Genomic DNA, 17,948 nt, shown 5'->3' with positions numbered 1-17,948 from the left:
GCCGCTATCCACCACACAAAATCTGGGTGATACTGGCATTCTGATTCATTAGGGAGTGATGTTTATGAAACGCTTTGGACAAGCACTCACCGGCCTGACCTTGTTGTCACTGGTGCCGCTCGCCAGTGCCGGCGGGATATATATCGGTGGCGGTCTTTACAACGCCTCCGTGGATGAAAAGATCGACAACGTGGATTTTGACGACGACGACACCACCGGCGCCCTGTTTCTTGGCTGGCGTCCCATCGAACTGATCGGCGCGGAAGTGGGCTACTATGATTTCGGTGAACAGGAAGCGGACAACGGCACCAAAATCGAAGGTGGCGCTGTCACCCTGGCGGGGCTGCTGAGTTTCGAACTGGGTCCGGTGGGCCTGTACGGCAAGGCCGGGGTAGCGGATACGGACTTCGATATCCGCAATGCCGCCGGAGACGATGACGACTCATCCACGGATGCCTTCGGCGGGGTCGGTGCCACCGTGGACCTGCTCGACAAGCTGTACGTTTATGGTGAGTTCGTGCATTTCGATAACGATGCGGGCGTAGACATGGTCGGCGCAGGTTTGCGTTACCACTTCTAGGGGCCTATAAAAATTCCCAACCGTCCTGACGCTCTGTGGGAAGCGATACTTGCATCGCTTCCCACATGAGAAATGACGTTTTTCAGAGGTTCGCTTGCAAGCAAGTCCCTGCGGGTAACCGGTCAGGGTGTCTGGGCATGCATCCGGTCCAGGGCCTGCACCCGGGCCAACTCGTTCTCTTCAAACAGCTGTTGCTGCAGCCGGGCCAGAGCCACCTGTTGATCCGTGTGTGACAGGCCACTGTTGATCAGCTGCTCGCGTTGCTGACGATACGCCCCGTAGCGCTGATCCCATTCTTGCCGTTGCTGCTCCAACGCCTCGAAGCGCTCCGCGGCCTGGGCCCCGAAAGTCTGTTCCCGTAATGCCCTGATCTCCGCCTCACTGGCACCCTGCTCTCGCAGTGCCTGGGTACGTTGTTCCAGTTTTACTGGCGCGCGGGTGTCATGAAGCATCTGCTGCATGCCCTGGGGCAAATTCTGCTCAAGGTTGGCCAGCTGTTGCTCGCGCTCGGCAGGCGACAGATCGGCATCCTCAAGCAATGCCTGTCGTTCGATCATGTAACGGTCGTAGGTCATGTCCAGCCCGTAGAAGGCATCAGCCACTTCCGGCCCCAGATAGGCCTGCTGCATATCATGGCGCTGGCTAATGGCCGCACGCATGGCCGTGACGCTGCCATCGTGTTCCGGCAATTGCTCCATGGCGTCGCGCAGGGCCATGTATTGCTCGTAAAGCGCCCAGGCCTGTCGCGCAGCCTGCGGAGGCAATTGGTCTGACAGATACCCCGCCAGACGGGCCTGAATATCCTCCAGGGATTCTTCACCCAACGCCGTCAGAAAATAATCAAATACCTGGCGAATAGCCGGATTGATCAGCAGATCACCATTGGCAGAGACCTGCAGGTCTCCGTCCACACTGGTGCCGCTCAAGGAGGTCGGCATCGGACCCAATTCGCTGGCCCGCTGGCGATAATGATCGTAGCCAGCGGTGTCAGCCAATCCTGGACGTGCAGGCTCAGACACCCTTGCGCCGGCGGTGTCCGTTGCCGTATCTGCCGGGCTGTCCTGCTCAGATGCTCCCGGCAACCCCCAGATCAGTAATGCCGCCATCAATACAAGCAGCACCACACCCACAAGGTAGCGTTTTTCCATGGTTATCCCCTTTTTGTTGTTCTTTGAATTCCTAACTGTCCTCCAGGCCCAGCAGACGACTGAAGAAGGGTGACGCCATCATCTCTTGCCAATCGTGCCGGTTACCCAGCATGGCGATACACAAACGCCCCATGACCTCAATATAACGGGGCATCTCGGTGTGTTCGGCCTGCATGCAAAACTGGTAACCGAGATGCTCGATGCCCTGTACCAGAGATGTCAGCGCCAGATCATCCGGAGGTATCCGACCGTGTTTGACCATACTGGCGTGCAGAATGGCAACGATGCGCTGGTTATGTTCATCGCGATACCGCGAAACCGGTGATGAGCGATCATGCAATTCACGAAATCTTGCCTCCATGAGCAACCCCTGCGAGCGGCCCCAGTTCAGATAACCGCTCAGTGCCATGGGCAGATAGTCATAGAATTCTTTCTGTGGCTGTTCGAAGACTTTTACGAACAACCGCTCCACGTCCTCATTGCAGTGGCGAACAATCTCGTCGATCACATCCACGGCGGAGGAAAAATATTTATAGAAGGTGGGCCGCGACACCTGTGCCTGCTTGAGAATCAGCGCCACTGTAGTGCCATAGGTGCCATACTCCCCGTATACCTCCCGGGCCGCATCAATAATGCGTTCACGGGTGTCCCCGGTTTTTCCGGCAGGCCTTCCCCGCCGTTTCTTTTGCCCTGAACCAGGCTGCATACTTATCACCCTTAACACCGGTGTTACCTTACTACAACTTGTCGCACTGACCAGACATCAGCCCCACAAGCCCATAATTTATTAGAAACAGTACTTTTTTCGTAATGCCGTGCACAGTTAACAGCGTGCTCTTGCCCGCTTATAACAAATCAATATTAACATCACTGTTAATTAATCGCCGCGGTTCCTTTAAGGTGAACCCACTCCCGACCAGGGAGCGCTCGGCGAAGACCCGGCAGTAGCGCCGATAACAATAAACAACAAGGTGATGCCAATGACTCTATCCCGCAGAGCGCCCCTACGCGCGCTCAGTCTAACTCTTTGTATGCTGTTGTCAGCTATCAGCCTTCCCGCCCATGCGGGCTGGTTTGACTGGCTGTTCAAGGACACCTACACCGAAACCCGTTATCCCATCGTGTTGAGCCACGGCCTGTTCGGCTTTGACGACATTGCCGGCTACAACTACTGGTACCGGATTCCCGAGGAACTGCGCCGTAGCGGTGCCGAGGTATATGTCACCCAAGTGGCCGCCGCCAACAGCACGGAGGTGCGCGGCGAGCAGCTGGCCCGTCAGGTGGAAGCCATTATTGCAGCCACCGGTGCGGAAAAAGTGAACCTGATCGGCCACAGCCATGGCGGCCCGACCGTTCGCTATGTAGCGTCGGTGTATCCGGACTATGTGGCATCAGCCACCGCCGTGGCCGGCCCCCACACCGGCGCCCGTATGGCCGATGTATTACTCGGGATACAGGAAGCCCTGCCACTGGCCGGGGATGTCCTCGGCAGCATCGTCAATGCGGCAACCGGATTCCTGGACCTGATTTCCGGTGGCGGCTACGAGCAGGATTCGCTGGCAGCCCTTTATTCCCTGTCCACTCCGGGCAGCACCGAATTCAACAGCCATCACCCGGAAGGGTTGCCGGAAGACGCCTGTGGCCACGCGCCAGAAGTGGCAGATAACGGCGTGCGCTACTACTCCTGGTCCGGCGCCAAGCCACTGACCAATGCGCTGGATATCAGCGATGCCGGCATGGGCCTGCTCGCCCTGCTCTACCTGGGCGAAAAGAACGATGGCTTGGTGTCCAGCTGCTCCAGTCATCTGGGGCTGGTGATCCGCGATGACTATCGAATGAACCATCTGGATGAAGTTAACCAGATCGCAGGCCTGGTCAGCCCTTTCGAAACCAATCCTGCGGCGGTATTCCGCCAGCATGCCAACCGGCTTAAAAACCGGGGACTCTGAATTGGCAAAACAAGAAGAAAAAGTAATGGGAGAGCAGTTTCTTTGAGGGCGCCTCACGGCGCCCTTTTCTTTGGTCCTTCGCAAACGCCAGCGCAATCCAGGGCGCAGGACTCAGTACACCCTACGCAATCTGTCCGACCTCGGCGCTATTTCCCGGGCAAGCGTCACACTGTCATGCGATCGACACTGGCTTTGCCAATTGTCAGCAACGATACTGGTCGGCTGCATTTTTTGCGCGGCCAGCTTGACCTCAAGTGAAGTTGAGATATTAGGGTTCATTAATTCCCGCTGCCGTGTCGAAGAACATGCGCCGGGAACGACTACGTAATATTCCCTGTTGCGAGGAAGACACCATGCCCACCCCCCAAGCCGCCACCCGTCGCGAGTGGCTGGGACTGACGGTGCTGATGCTACCCACCGTATTACTGGCACTGGATATGACCGTGCTGCATCTGGCGGCCCCCCATCTCAGCGCCGACCTGAAACCCACCAGCGCCGAGCTGCTGTGGATCCTAGATATCTATGGCTTCATGATCGCCGGCTTTCTGGTAACCATGGGCACACTGGGTGATCGCATTGGTCGTCGTCGGCTGCTGCTGACCGGCGCCACCGCTTTTGGCGTTGCGTCAGCCCTGGCGGCCTTTGCCACCAGTGCGGAAATGCTGATTGCCACCCGCGCGCTACTCGGCATTGCCGGGGCCACCCTGATGCCTTCTACTCTGTCGCTGCTGCGAAACATGTTTCAGCTGGAGCAGGAACGCACCGTGGCAATTACCGTGTGGATGACCGGTTTCATCGTCGGTAGCGCCATTGGCCCGCTGGTAGGGGGTGCGCTGCTGGAGTTCTTCTGGTGGGGCTCGGTGTTCCTGCTGGGAGTACCGGTGATGCTGTTGCTGCTGGTGTGCGGACCGCTGCTATTGCCGGAGTTTCGTGATGAGGAAGCCGGCGCCCAGGACTGGACCAGCGCCCTGCTGTCGGTGGCCATGGTACTGGCGGTCATCTACGGTCTGAAAGACATGGCACGTAACGGGGCATCACTGATACCGCTGCTGTCCATTGCGCTGGGCCTCGCGATCGGCGTGCTGTTTGTCCGTCGCCAGCGACGGCTGGCCGAGCCCATGTTTGATCTGTCCTTGTTTGCCATTCGTACCTTCAGCACCTCGGTGGCGGCCATGATGCTGACCATTCTGGCCCTGTCCGGCGCCTGGCTGATGGTATTCCAGTACCTGCAGGGAGTCCTCGACCTGTCGCCACTGGAGGCCGGACTGGTGATGCTGCCGCCTGCCCTGGTACAAACCGCAGCTTCGTTACTGATCCCCCGACTGACCCGTTATCTGCCCCACTGGCAGCTGGTCAGCGCCGGGCTGGTGATGGCAACCGCCGGTTTGCTGATTCTGTTGCTGGTGCACAGTCCCGCCCAGATTCCCTTGTTGATCGTGGGAATGACCGTGATGGGCGTGGGTGTGATGCCGATGATGATCCTGGGCACCGACATGGTGGTCAGCGCCGCACCGGCACGCAAAGCCGGTGCGGCGTCGGCCACCTCGGAAACCGCCACGGAACTGGGTATGGCGCTGGGTATCGCAGTGATCGGCAGTATTGGCGCTGCCGTGTACCGGCAACATATGCTGGAACAGCTCCCTGCGGGATTGCCTGAGGAGCTGTCACTGGCTGCCGGGGATACCCTGGGCGGGGCCATCGGTGCCGCCGCGCAGTTGGGCCCGGAGCTGGGCGCGCCGGTGATGGCCGCCGCCCGGGAGGGCTTCAGCCTGGCACTGCATACCAACTCCGCCATTGGTGCAGGGATTCTGGCGATGACCGCCGTATTGGTAGCCGTGATGCTGCACAACCGCACTCCGGACGATGCCGCAAACGCCGAGCCGGCACCGCCTACTTCACCCGATCAACAATAACCCGGGTGTCACCGGCCTCGCTCGGGCCTGCACCGAAGGCCGCCACCAGGGTGGGGCCTTCGTGCAAGCGCACCTGCTGGCGAATTCTGTGGCGCCTGTCACCACTGCTGCCGTAGGCGATATCGAGAGAAAAGCTGTCCTTGCCCAGGCGGTCAATTGCCACGGCATAGCCATCTCCGCTGGCTTGCCAATGGTGACGACTGCCACTCTGGTAAAGACGAATCACCCAGTCGCGGCCGCCCTCGTCATTGCCGTGCTCCACCACCCGGATACCACTGTCCGGTACCCCATGTCGCTCCATCACCAGAAAGTGGAAGGCACTGGCAATCGCTACCAAACACACTACAGCGCTTAACAATAGACGCCATTTTCCCGTCATTGCCGACCTCTATCAGCTAGCTAAAACCCATTGTTCCAATTCCGTTACCTACTGTCACAGTGGAATTGTAATTTTCGGCCAACAGGCGTTAAGTGGATGACAGGATCATTGGAGAAAAGGTGGTATAACAATGAAAATGCACATCATGCCTATTCGCCGGAATCTCAAGTTTCATGTTCCGGATGAGAAGGTACTCAACTGGCACAGTTGGGGCCCCACGGTCACCCAGTTCTTCAACACGCTTTCGCTGTTTTTCCCGGAAGGCGAGCGTTTCTTCATCAATAGCGTGCGCAAGTATCGCGACCGCATTGACGACCCGGAGCTGCAGGAAGCAGTGCGAGCCTTTATTGGCCAGGAGGCCATGCACGGGCGCGAGCATGAGGACTACAACCAGAAGATGGTGGAAGCCGGGCTGCCGGTGGATACCCAGGAAGCCATTGTTTCCAAACTGCTGGATGTGATTTCCAAATACACTCCCAATGCTCTGCAACTCTCCGCCACCGTGGCACTGGAACACCTGACCGCCATTCTCGCCGACATCCTGCTGCGTGAGCCGGACCTGATCGACGATTCGGATGAGTCCTACCAGCGTCTGTGGCACTGGCACGCCCTGGAAGAAACCGAGCACAAGGCGGTCGCCTTTGATGTGTACCAGACCGTATTCGGTACCGGCATTAAGGCGTGGGCCCTGCGCAGTGTGGGCCTGGTCCTGGCCACCACCATTTTCTTCTCGCTGTTCTATCCCTTCTACCTGATCAACACCTGGAAGGTAGGCCAGTTGTTCAATCTGAAAGGCTGGTGGCTCTCGTTCAAGTTCCAGTGGCTGAAACCGGGCGGCCTGCGCCGGGTGGTGATTCCCTGGCTGGACTGGTTCAAGCCGGGCTTCCACCCCTGGGACCACGACAACCGGGAATTTCTGGCAGAAATGGATAGCCTGATCGGCGATGCGGACGGCTATCAGAAAAACGAAGCCGCCTGAGCGTGCCGGGTAAGGCTTTCCCTGGTATGGTTTTCACCACAGAGGGCACAGAGTTCACAGAGAAAAATCGTTAAACCTCTGTGCCCCCTCACATCGCAGGCTGGGTAGGGAGAACTAGCCGCAGGCGTAATCCACCACCTGCCCGACCTGTCACGCATAATCAACGCGATGAGGGTGGTGTCTCGTACCACGAAAAAAGCCCCGCAAGCAGGACCTTCACCACAGAGATTCAGCGTTCACAGAGCCTGTTTTTCCTCTGTGTACTCTGTGACCTCTGTGGTAGATCCATTGCCTTTACGGCCTCTACTTTTTCACCTCCACCCACTGGCCTTTGCTGCGGGCCTGACGGCGGCCGTCGTACATGGCTTCCACGGTCCAGGCCGGCAGGTAGAAACGGCCGGCGAAAGAGGCGTTCAGGTCCACGCTCAGGGTCAGGGCATTGTTGCTGCCGGGCTTCAGGTCGAAGTAATGCATCACCCGGTCGTCGCGCAGATCCTGATAAGTCACCTTCTCGTTATTGCTCGCACTGCCATCCAGACGGCTGCTGGTCAGCTGCCAGCCGGACGGCAGAATCTGGGTCAGGGCCACATCTTCCAGCAAGCGGGAGCCGGTGTTGGTCACCGTCACCTGCGCCGTGAAATCCTGCCCCTGCGTCAGGCGGGCCGGATTGATCGGCGTGTCATTAGCCAGGAACCGTACGGCCAGACTCAAGCCTTCGCTCACTGGCGCCTCGTTGCCCGGTAGCGGGGTACCGGTCTGGCTGAGGGTAACGAACAGCTTGCGGTCGCTGTCATTGCGCACGCTGAGCGACTGTTTGTCATTCCCTTCCCGGCCGCCGGCGTTGAGCGGCTGGCGGGTGACCGGCGAGGTGGCGGCAATATCCTGCCAGCCCTGTTTGCCTTCCTGCCAGGCAAAGCGGTAACCATGATCGCCCCCCTGACTGCCCGCATAACGGGCCATGGCCATCAGTGACCAGGCGGTGGTCTGGGTGCTGTACCAGCTCTGCCCGGACAATTGATCGGCCATGTCCTGGGCCAGCGACCAGGCCTCCTGCTCCCGATTCAGAGCCTGAGCCACCGTCAGGCGAATGGCCTGATCACGCAGGGAGGAGCCGTAGGTGTAACTGGCACCGTCATAGTCCAGATCATCCACATTCAATGTGGTGAGTTCAGCGGCCACATCGCTGAGCCCCATCTGCTGATAAGCCGCCGCCAGCAACCAGCGACCGCTGTGGTAACTGGCGCTGCGGGGATAATCCTGCTTCGCCATCTGCAGGCGCTCACGCAGGCGGTTCATGGCACCCACCTGGGGCTTACCAGCCAGAGCCAGGGTGTACTGGCGATAGGCCTCGGCGCTCCATTCCCAGGGACGATCCCCCAGGGTCTGACTACGACGGGTTTGGTAGTCGACCCAGTCATCCATCATGCCGGCGGGCACCGCATACCCCAGCCTTCTGGCTTCCAGCAGGAAGTGCCCGGCATAGGTAGACCCCCAGTCATTGGCCTGGGCCTGGCCGGGCCAGTAGCCAAAGCCGCCGTTGGCCAGCTGGAAGCGCTTGAGCCGTTCAATGCCGGCGGTAACGTTCGTTTGGATCTCCTGTTGCTGCTGCTCATCCAGTTGCACCAGCTGTTTCAAGTACAACTGCGGCAGCACCGACGACGTGGTTTGCTCAACGCAGCCGTGGGGGTAGCGCAGCAGATAATTCAACCGTCGCTCCAGCCCCATGGCCGGCAGGGCACTCACTGCCAATGTCGCGCTGTTGGTACCGGTCATGCCATGGGGCTGATAATCCAGCGCCCAGGTTTCCCCTTTCTCCAGCACCTTGAAGGTATCGCGGGTGGTGGGCGGATTGGCTGCCCGTACCGGCAGGTGCACGGTTTCGCTGGCGCGATGCTTGCCCCCTGTGGCCGTCACCGTGACCGAGCCGGTGCCTACCCGGTCGTTGGCGCGCAGGCGCAGCATGGCGATCTGGTCCGACGGTCCGGTAAAGGTCATCGCCGCCTCACCGGTTTCCACGCTGAACAGGTCATCATCTGCCTGCACGGACAGCGTGACCTGCTTCACCGCGTCGTCGGTGACGAACACCGTTACCGGCAAATCCACGGTTTCTCCCGGGCCCATGACCCTCGGCAAGGTACTGAGCACTGCCAGTGGCTGGGTCACGGTGATGTCCTGATCCGCCTTGCCGTAGGCGCCATTGTCACCGGCCACCACCATGGCCCTGACCTGCCCCATATAGGGCGGCAGGCTGATCTCGTGAGTGCCGCTATCACCCGCATCCAGGGTGAAGGGGCCGAGGAATTTCACCACCGGCGGGAAACGCCGCCGCTGTTTTTCGCGGCCATCATCGGCGCCATCGGAGCCGCCCAGGGCCAGAAGCCGATCCAGCTCGGCGCCGTAGGCACCGACCACCATGTCGAACAGATCCCAGGTGAGCACACCCAGGGCCTCACGACGATAAAAGGCGCCGTGGGGGTCCGGGGTGCGGTAGTTGGTGAGGCCAAGCAGGCCCTCGTCCACCAGCGCCAGGGTATAGGTCATGGCCTTGCCCTGCTTTTCGCTGACCTCCACGGTGAAGCTTTCTTCCGGTTTCACTTTTTGCGGCGCGCTTATCTGTGGCTGCAATCGGGTGGCCGGGTCTTCCACCAGTAACGGCACGATACCGTACAGACGGATGGGCCGGTCGTTGTCGCGCTGGTGCGGTTGCAGCAAAGCCACATGCACATACACGTTGGGCGCCATCTCGGCAGTCACCGGAATCTCCAAAGTCTGAGCCTGGCCACTGGCCGGCAGCCAGTAGTGATCCAGCACCCGGGAACCGTTTTCCAGGCTCACCAACAGGCGGCCTTCGCTGACCGCAGGCAGTTCTACCCGGGCGGTCTCTCCCACCTGGTAACCTTCCTTGTCCGCAGAGAGGGACAAACGGGTAGCCGCATCCTGACTGCCACTGGCCTGGTCGCTGCTCCAGCCCAGATACACGGTCTGCGAGGAGCAGTGATCACTTTGTCGATCGCAGACGCGAATCAGGTGGCGACCCCAGTCATAGTTGTTGCCATCCAGCGTCCATTGGCCCCGGCCTTGTGCATCCGTGGTCAGCTGTGCCTGGGTAACCACCTTGGTATTGGGGTCGCTGATGAAATTGCTCAGGTCGTCGCCGGAGCGGTCCCACCACCAGCGCCAGTCAATTTCGTAGATAGTGATATCCAGCGGCCGGCCGTTCACCGGCTTGCCCTGGCTGTTCACGCTGATCAGGTCGATCGGGTGCTTGCCATCACGGGACAACGCACCGCCCCAACCACTGCCCTGCGGTACCTGCATGCCGACCCAGTATTTGAAGGGGTAGACCGGCACACTGCGAACCTGGGTGCTGTAATCACCGCTGTTTTCGAACACCCGGGTGGTCAGGGTAGCGCGCAGCATACCCGGGGTCTGTTCCACCGGGATGGTGAGCGGGAAGCGGGCCTTGCCCTGCCCGTCCACATTGGCTTCGAAGGCGGTAAAGGGCTCGCTACTGAGGGCGCGGGTGCTGTCATCGAAATGATAGGCATTGAGGCCATCAAAGCGGGTCGTGGTCGCCGCCACCCGCACTTTCACATCCGCTTTCAGATTGGCGGCGGTGGCGCCATTGAGCCACTGGGCAAACAGGCCCACCTGCGCCGCTTCATTGGCAGGAAGCTGCTCGGGTAGTTCCAGGTCAATCTTCAGCCGGTTGGGCTTGATGGCTTCTACCCGCACCGGGGTATCGAAATAGCGCTGCCCCAGCCGGGCCACGGCGCGCCAGTTACCGGTGGGGGCGTCTTCGCGGGTGCTCAGGGTAAAGGCATAAAAGTCCCCCACCGGCTGATCCAGGCTGTAGCTTTTCACCTTGTTACCCCGGGGATCGAACCAGTCCAGAGTGAGCGGGTGGTCGTCGGGCAGCACGTCGTTTTTATCTTCGAGAATAAAGGTCAGGTGGATGTCATCGCCCGGGCGCCACACATCCCGTTCCCCGTAGAAAAACCCTTTCAGACCATCGCGCACGGTCTGGCCGCTGGTGTTGAACTGGTTGGTGGGCAAGGCCCGGTTGCGGGCCACTTTCAGGAAACCGGTGTCGCGATCTTTTACTGCCTGCAGATAGAAAGGCGTGCCATCCAGCTTGAGGCTGGCCATGCCCTCTTTATCGGTAAGGCCCATGCCCACCTGTTGCTGCTGGTAATTGTAGGCCTTCACCACCACCTCGGCGGCGGGCTCATTGTTGTCCAGGGTGGTGGCCACCACGTGCAGGGTATCGTCCTGGCCGCGCTTGGCGATCAGGCCCAGGTTGGAAGCCAGGAAGGCACGGGTGCTGGAGGCCAGGTCGTTATAGCGGTAGTAACTGTCGGAACAGGGGTTGTCCTGTTCGTACCAGCTCAGGTAGCCGGCATCACGGTAATAATCCGCCAACCGGTCCGGTTGGTCCTGTTCCTGCCCCGGGCCTTCGTAGTTGTCCGGCAGGGTTGTCTCACGGGTCAGGGCATTGTCCGGGCAGGTATAAGTGATGTCGTCGCCATCAATGGTCAGGGTGAGATGGACCAGACCATTGGGGTGTTTGGCCATCAGCTCGGTCAGATCCAGATGATAGCGCTGCCAGCCGTCGCCGTTGGCGGGAAGCTCAAGGGTTTTCTGCCACAGATAGCGGCCAGTGCGGGTATCCATGTCACCCTCATCCAGCTCACTGCCCTGCAGATAATTGCCAATATTGTCGTCAAACACCCGGAAGGCCTGCACCTTCACTGAGCGAATACCGACGGCCTCAAAAGGGACGCTGAGCTGCTTGCCATCCGCCAGGATGGTGCCCTTGCCGACAAAGCGCACACCGGGCTTGGTCATCATCAGGGTGATGGTTTTTTCCAGCTTTTCCGCCAGCCGGCCATGACTGGCGGAGCGCAGACCGGCGTCGATCACCAGTGCCACATTCTCTTCCTTGTCATCCTGGGGGTAGACCCGCAGGCGACTGCCGTCCACCTCCAGGCGTGGCGCCTTGCCATTCAGGGTGACCAGGCCGTTGAGGTTCTGGGAGCCTTGCAGGGCCTCGGAAAAATTCACTTCCACATGGGGTTTCGGGTAGTTCACTGCCCGCACATTGGTGACTTCGAAGGCCGCTACCGCAGGGACGTTGTAATGGCGCTCACCTTGATTTTCCACGCCCAGCGAGCTGCCATTCCAGCCCAGGGTCACCTGACTGGCCTGGTCGCCCCGGCGGATACCGGATACGGTAAAACCATGGCGCAAGCCGGCCTTGTCGTGCTCCCAGCTTACCGGGAGGCTTTGATTGTCCTGGCTGGCGCGCAGGCTTTTTTCCACCCTCTCTTCGTCTGCCAGATCCCGGGTTTCCAGGCTGCCGGTGAGCACCATCTGCTCGCCATCATCCGCCGGCAGCAGGGATTGCACGGTCAGGCTCAGTTGCTGGCGCATGACCTGCAGGGGGAATTCTGCCGGGGGTAGCGTTTCATCCACACCGTTCAGACCCTGGGCATAGAGCATCAGGGTCAGGTTTTCACCGGCGGGCAGTGGTTCCGAGGGGTGGATTTCCAGCCGGTCTTCGGCAGTAAAGCGAATGTCCGCCGGTATTTCCGGCACCAGCCGGGCGACACCGGAGACCGGCTGGTCAAGCTTGTCTGCCGCAATGACCGGGTGATTGAAACGCACCACCAACGGGGCCCGGGCACTGATCACCCCGGAGGGGGAAGACGCCAGGTGAGTCTGCCAGCGACTATCCAGCTGTGCCGGCGCGCGCTGAGTGGTTTGCGTGTCGGCTTTATCCTGTTTGGGTGGTGAGTCGGTGGCCCCCTTCTCTCCGGTATCACAGGCGCCCAGTGATAATGCCAAGAACAGCATCACTAACCGGAAAAACGGCAATCCCCTCGTTGACATAATGCGCTTCCAATGCAAATTAATGATCAGGCCAAACATAGCACAACCGTTCCGCAATGCGTGGGCAGATCCACCGCAGTGTCAACGGTTTGGCAAAACTCAAACAGCACACCAATCGGAGTGCCGTCGTGATGCAGAAAAAAGCCGGCTGGGTACTGGCATCCCTGGCCATCGCTTCACTGCTTGTCATCGGGTGGCTGGCCCCGCAGGACCCGGATGAAGCGCGATGGGAGGATTACCTTAGCCGGATTGCCCGACTGAGCCGACAGGAGCTTCCCGCACGGGGCCCACTTCCCCTGCTGACCTATCCCGGTGCCAGAGAGTTACGGCTGCCACTGCCGGAACACCGCGTGGACCTGCTCGATTATCTGGAACTGCGCCACTGTGGCCTGATGGAACTGATCAGCCAGCGCAACAGCGCTCTGGGCAAGCTGCAGGCGGATTCCTTACGGCTCAATCATGAACTGGCGTTTATTCAACAGGCGCGCGCCTGCCTGGAAGAAGACGCCCTGGAGGACCAGGAGCTGGTAAAGATCATGTCGAAGGTGGTGGCCGAAAAGAAAGCCGCGTTGCCGGCCCTGTACTGGAATGTGCTTGCCAGCAGCGAGGAAATACGGCGCTTTTTCAGTCAGTCTCCGTCCGCCAATGTCGGCGACACCAGCGCTGCCTTGCAGAGCCTGCAGCAACTGAGTCACACCCTGGTCGCCCACAAACAGAGCGGCGCGGTGACACCGCTGAAGCTGGAGCCGCTGCTGGAAACCCTGGCCCATAATCAATCCGGCGGCTACCTGCTTCGGCGCATGGCGCTTTCATTGCGTGAGCTGGAGCGTGGTAACCAACTACTGGAGGGCATTGATCCGCAACGCCTTTGCCCCCGCAACCAGGCCAGCACCCGGGCCCGGCGGCTGCGCAATGTGCTGGACAAGGTGTGGGGCCCCAGGGTGCAGCAGGCCCTGGCGGAAAGCCGCCGCCAGCGCCAGTCACTGGCTGACAGCCTCGAACAGATGAACGGTCTGCTGGATTCGCCACCCGCCGCCTTCACCCGCTGGCACCGCCATTACTTCGGCCACAATGGCGTGGAAAGCCGCATGGAGACTGCCCTGGAGCGCCATGTGACCCTGTGGCAGGAGCACCTGGGCGCCTGCGGACTGATGCCGGGGAAGCCATGACTGGCGGGCTTATATGCACTTTCGTGCAAAAATTGACCTGGCGGGCTAAACAGAAAGTCTACAAAGCGAATGTTTCGGCGAACAACTGTCCACATAATGCCAGGCGTCGATGAGGTCCCATCCATCGACTCCGGAGTTTCTACTCCGTGATAGCTCTCCCGAGCCAAACTATTACGGCGCCTTATGGCGCCGTTTTTTTTGGGGGGGAACTCACAGGGTGCTACGTAGCCGCTGTAGGAGCGCCGCTTGAGGCGCGATCCTCGCCCTAGCGAGGACATTGCCCGCAGGGCAATCAGGAATATCAAGGCTCGACAGGTTTCAGAAAGAATGACCGACAGCTCTAGACCTCTGTCGCGTCACCTCGCTTGCACTCGGTTCGCGCCTCGAGAGGCATTATTCGCTACGCTCACCCTTCGGGCCGCACTGCACAACGTGCGTTACTCCGCTACCCTCCTACGGGGATTCCAGAAAGGTTAGCGGCTATATCAATCAATGCAGCATAAATGTGCTGTACTCCAGCTCCCCCATCTTCCGGTTCACCAGCCACAACCCCAACATCACGCACACTGCCAGCGACAGCAGGAAACCGAAGCCGAAGAACTGCGGGCCCAGGTACAGGCTGATGCCGGTAAAGATCACGTTGAGCACGAAAAACAGGCCGGTGAGCAGTACCAGCATGCGGCGCTGGTCCAGATAGCAGAACACGTTGATGATGGCCAGGAACACCACCTGTAGCGCCGTGGCTACCAGCTGTACTTTCAGCAACGGCAGGTAGAGATCGGTGATCCCCAGGGCCGCGAAAATCTGGGCGCCGGCCACCATGATCACCAGCGCCGAGATGGCCTGGATCTTGAGGATCTGGAAGATCCCCTGACGGATCACGAACACCATCTGGTTGCGCATGTCCTCGATATAGGACAGCGAGCCCCCTTCGCGCACCGCATCGTAGAAATTGCTGTAATACTCAACGAAATCGGTTTCCATGCGCACCAGAAACACGGCCATGCCGGGAATCAGCGACAGGTAGGACAGGAACACCGGGATGTCATAGATCAGCGAGGCACGCAACGGACCGATCACATCGCTGCCGGTGCCGCTGTAGAACCAGAACATGGCCTTGTCCGCCCATACTCCGGCGTTATAGAACAGCCCGACAAGCATCAGGCTGGGGTACAGATAACGAGGACCGAACATCTCGAAGGACACCATGCTGCGCGCCGGATAACCGCGAACGATCAATACCAGCATGCCGGCCAGCAATGTCACCTGCCCCAGCAGAAACCCTAGCAGCAGCCCCTCCAGGTCGAGAAAGCGCAGCAACAAGGCTCCCACCACGGTAATCCCGTAACCCAGGGCATAAAGCAGCAAGATGGCCTTGTATTGCTTCATGCCGGACAGAAACACGGTAGCGATCCAGATATTGCACAACACCACGAAGCTGGCCGCCATCAGTACCCGGAACAGAATGCTCTGTTCCGGGAACAGGAACAGAGCCACCAACAGCGACAGCACGCCGGAAATCACCGTGACCAACAGGGTGACACCACCATAGTTGGGCAGAATCAGATCCTCGCGCTGCTCAAAGGCACGATCCGCACAAAAGCGGGTGAACGCCAATTGCACAGTGCCGGTCAGTACCAGGCTGATGGCAATCAGATAGGTCACCGTGACCTGGAACTGGGACACGGCAATATCCGGCACCACCGCCCCCAGGCTGAAAATACCAATGATCAGGATGCCGATAATCGACAGCACCCAGGGCCCGGAGCTGATTACGCCAGCATAGGCATAGGCACGGATCAGGCCCAGCAAGGTATCCTTGCGCAGCAGTTTTCGCAGCTCAAAACCGATACCTGCCATCAGATATCCCCTTCCAGCAGGCCCTGATAAAGCTCACGGTAGGAACCGAACATCTGCTGCTGGGTGTACAGGGTTTCCACCCGGCGGATACCGGCTTGCTGCGCGTCGTGCCAGGCCTGCGAATCACTGAGCAACGTCGCCACCGCCTTACCCAACGCTTCCGGGTCAGCAATGCCAACCACCGAACCGGCCTTGCCGAACGCCCGATCTTCTTCATCCAGCCCTTCGATCAATTGACGGCAGGAGCCCACATCCGTGGACACCGCCGGCACACCTGCGGCAAAGCCTTCCAGCAACACCAGAGGCAAGGCTTCGCTGATGGAGCTGAGTACAATCACACCCACTTTCGGCAGCAACTCGTCGATTTTCTGAAACCCAAGAAACTCCACGTTTTTTTCCAGGCCCAGGCTGGTTACCAGCGAGCGGCACTCCGCGGCATATTCCTTGTCTTCATCCTCCGGACCGGCAATCCAGCCTTTCGCGTCCGGAATCTCGTTGACCAGGGTACGCATGGCACGCAGGAAGGTTTTCACGTCCTTGATGGGTACCACCCGGCCGATCAGGCAGGCGGTCTGGGGGATTTCGGTGCCCCTGGCGGCACGGACTTTTTCCATACGCGGCAGGTCGATGCCGTTGGGAATATTAAGCGTACGTTCGGCGGGGGCGCCGTCTTCCACCTGCCGTTGCCGGTTACGTTCGTACAGGGCCACGATGCGGTTCGATGACTGGTAACACTCACGGCCCAGCTCGGTGAAGAAGTTCACCCACTTCTCGCGGAAGTACGCCATTTCCGCATTGTTCTTTTCCACCAGGCCGCGGTTATCACTGATCCATTCACTCTGGAACAGATCGATCTTGCGTTCCTTGGTATAGATGCCATGTTCGGAAAGCAGCAACGGCTTGCCGGTGCGACGTTTCAGCATGGCCCCCAGAAAACCGGCATAACCGGTGGATATGGTGTGATACATACGCGCCGGGATCAGGTTGCTGGCAATATCATGCAGCACCCACAAGGGCGCATGCATGATGCGCACGGTCCAGAAATAATCCACAAAGGAAGGATCACGGCTGTACTGGCGATAGGCATCAGAGATGAAATCCCAGCTTGCCCTACTGTGCAAAAAGGACTCTTCGGAATAACAACAGCCCTCGCCCAGGCCATCGAGCGTCTTGCCGAGCAATTCTTCCCGTTCAGGGGAATGCTGCCCGGAACGCATCAGCTCATGAAAACGGCGCAGCCGATGGTATGCCTCCACGTCACCCTTTTGCGGTTTCTTCTGTGCCCCACGCTGGAAGTCATGCAGATAATGGACTTCCAGATGCACCACGTTGTCCGGCAGGGTGTACTTCATTTCCCCATAGTCTTCCGGGCGGCTACCGACAAAACAGCAGGCAAAGGTGTATTCGGGAAAACCACGGATAATCTGGTTTACCCAGCTCGACACCCCGCCGCTGACATAGGGAAACGTCCCTTCCAGCAGCAGGCAGATGTCCGCCTTATCCGCTCTGGGCAGCGCCATAGCCCCTCCAGTACTCCACGGATTTATTCAGGGCAGTAAACTGGCTGCCCTCGGGAATTTGTTCCATCAGCAAACGCACCATGGGCAATTGTCGACGTTGCAAAGCAATTTCTGCCAGCCAGGGGTTCACCTGGGCCGGTGATAATCCCAGCCGGCGGGCAAAGACCAGGGACTCCTGAGCCTCACCCAGGTTTTCCTGACTCATCTTGATACGCCCGCGCAACAACCATAGCCCGGCATCTTCGGGAGATTCCATCAGCCCCATATCGGCGTAGAAAGTGGCTCGCTCGAGGGTCAAGGTCATGATGTCGCCACGCACCAGGTCCTGATAACTCAGCTCCCAGTACAACTCCGCCAGACGTCGGGCAAGCCGATAGCGGCGCGACTCCCTGGCCCGCTCCAGTAACTGCAGCGCTCGATCAATATCACGGGTGATGGCTTTTTCCTTCTGGTCGAGAATACCGTAGGCAAGCAGCCGCAGATCCTCATAGGAATCCCCCAGCGAATCGCGCAACAGTCGCCCGGTAATACGACCGGGCATATCCTTGAGCACCAGCAT

General features: G+C 59.4%; 11 protein-coding genes and 1 pseudogene. 5 read left to right on the top strand and 7 right to left on the bottom strand.

Features of this window, described 5'->3' with window-relative positions; all coding sequences use genetic code 11:
• Positions 1-64: 64 nt before the first annotated feature.
• Positions 65-580, top strand: a complete 516-nt coding sequence (locus tag HUJ17_RS13000; protein WP_290511089.1) for an outer membrane beta-barrel protein — start codon at positions 65-67, stop codon at positions 578-580.
• A 122-nt stretch (positions 581-702) separates the two neighbouring features.
• Here the strand turns inward: HUJ17_RS13000 and HUJ17_RS12995 are convergent, their stop codons facing one another.
• Both HUJ17_RS12995 and HUJ17_RS12990 read right to left on the bottom strand, forming a co-directional pair.
• Entirely contained in the window at positions 703-1,728 is a 1,026-nt protein-coding gene (locus HUJ17_RS12995; RefSeq protein ID WP_290511088.1) for a lipase secretion chaperone, read from the bottom strand.
• Between the two features lie 31 nt (positions 1,729-1,759).
• Positions 1,760-2,434: a TetR/AcrR family transcriptional regulator gene (locus HUJ17_RS12990; RefSeq protein ID WP_290511087.1), complete on the bottom strand. Its 675-nt coding sequence runs from the start codon at positions 2,432-2,434 to the stop codon at positions 1,760-1,762.
• Positions 2,435-2,708: 274 nt separating this feature from the next.
• Here HUJ17_RS12990 and HUJ17_RS12985 point away from each other — a divergent pair, with 274 nt between their 5' ends.
• Positions 2,709-3,677 carry a triacylglycerol lipase gene (locus HUJ17_RS12985; protein WP_366471181.1) on the top strand — a complete coding sequence of 323 codons (969 nt, stop codon included), beginning with the start codon at positions 2,709-2,711 and terminating at the stop codon, positions 3,675-3,677.
• A 353-nt stretch (positions 3,678-4,030) separates the two neighbouring features.
• Entirely contained in the window at positions 4,031-5,590 is a 1,560-nt protein-coding gene (locus HUJ17_RS12980) for an MFS transporter (protein ID WP_290511086.1), read from the top strand.
• Here HUJ17_RS12980 and HUJ17_RS12975 read toward each other — a convergent pair.
• Entirely contained in the window at positions 5,568-5,969 is a 402-nt protein-coding gene (locus HUJ17_RS12975; RefSeq protein WP_290511085.1) for a hypothetical protein, read from the bottom strand. The genes HUJ17_RS12980 and HUJ17_RS12975 overlap by 23 nt on opposite strands.
• A 130-nt stretch (positions 5,970-6,099) precedes the next feature.
• Between HUJ17_RS12975 and HUJ17_RS12970 the strand changes: the two genes are divergently transcribed.
• Complete coding sequence (locus HUJ17_RS12970; protein ID WP_063509994.1) at positions 6,100-6,948, top strand: metal-dependent hydrolase; 849 nt, start codon at positions 6,100-6,102, stop codon at positions 6,946-6,948.
• Positions 6,949-7,251: 303 nt separating this feature from the next.
• Here HUJ17_RS12970 and HUJ17_RS12965 read toward each other — a convergent pair whose 3' ends face one another.
• Positions 7,252-12,840 carry an MG2 domain-containing protein gene (locus HUJ17_RS12965; protein ID WP_290511084.1) on the bottom strand — a complete coding sequence of 1,863 codons (5,589 nt, stop codon included), beginning with the start codon at positions 12,838-12,840 and terminating at the stop codon, positions 7,252-7,254.
• A 131-nt stretch (positions 12,841-12,971) separates the two neighbouring features.
• Between HUJ17_RS12965 and HUJ17_RS12960 the strand changes: the two genes are divergently transcribed.
• Positions 12,972-14,009, top strand: a complete 1,038-nt coding sequence (locus HUJ17_RS12960) for a DUF3080 family protein (RefSeq protein ID WP_290511126.1) — start codon at positions 12,972-12,974, stop codon at positions 14,007-14,009.
• A 489-nt stretch (positions 14,010-14,498) separates the two neighbouring features.
• On the opposite strand, the gene pelG is transcribed toward HUJ17_RS12960, so the two are convergent.
• From pelG to HUJ17_RS12945, 3 genes and pseudogenes are all read right to left on the bottom strand, one after another.
• Positions 14,499-15,869, bottom strand: coding sequence for an exopolysaccharide Pel transporter PelG (pelG, locus tag HUJ17_RS12955; RefSeq protein ID WP_290511083.1), 1,371 nt, complete (start codon positions 15,867-15,869; stop codon positions 14,499-14,501).
• Positions 15,869-17,389 carry a GT4 family glycosyltransferase PelF gene (gene pelF, locus HUJ17_RS12950; RefSeq protein ID WP_290511082.1) on the bottom strand — a complete coding sequence of 507 codons (1,521 nt, stop codon included), beginning with the start codon at positions 17,387-17,389 and terminating at the stop codon, positions 15,869-15,871. The genes pelG and pelF overlap by 1 nt, the downstream gene beginning before the upstream one ends.
• Positions 17,367-17,948 (bottom strand): annotated as a pseudogene (locus HUJ17_RS12945) (hypothetical protein); the annotation flags it as partial. The pseudogene HUJ17_RS12945 and the gene pelF, both read right to left, overlap by 23 nt.

Source organism: Alcanivorax sp. (genome assembly GCF_014762765.1).
Taxonomy (GTDB): domain Bacteria; phylum Pseudomonadota; class Gammaproteobacteria; order Pseudomonadales; family Alcanivoracaceae; genus Alcanivorax.
This window is presented reverse-complemented; position numbering and strand designations above follow the sequence as displayed.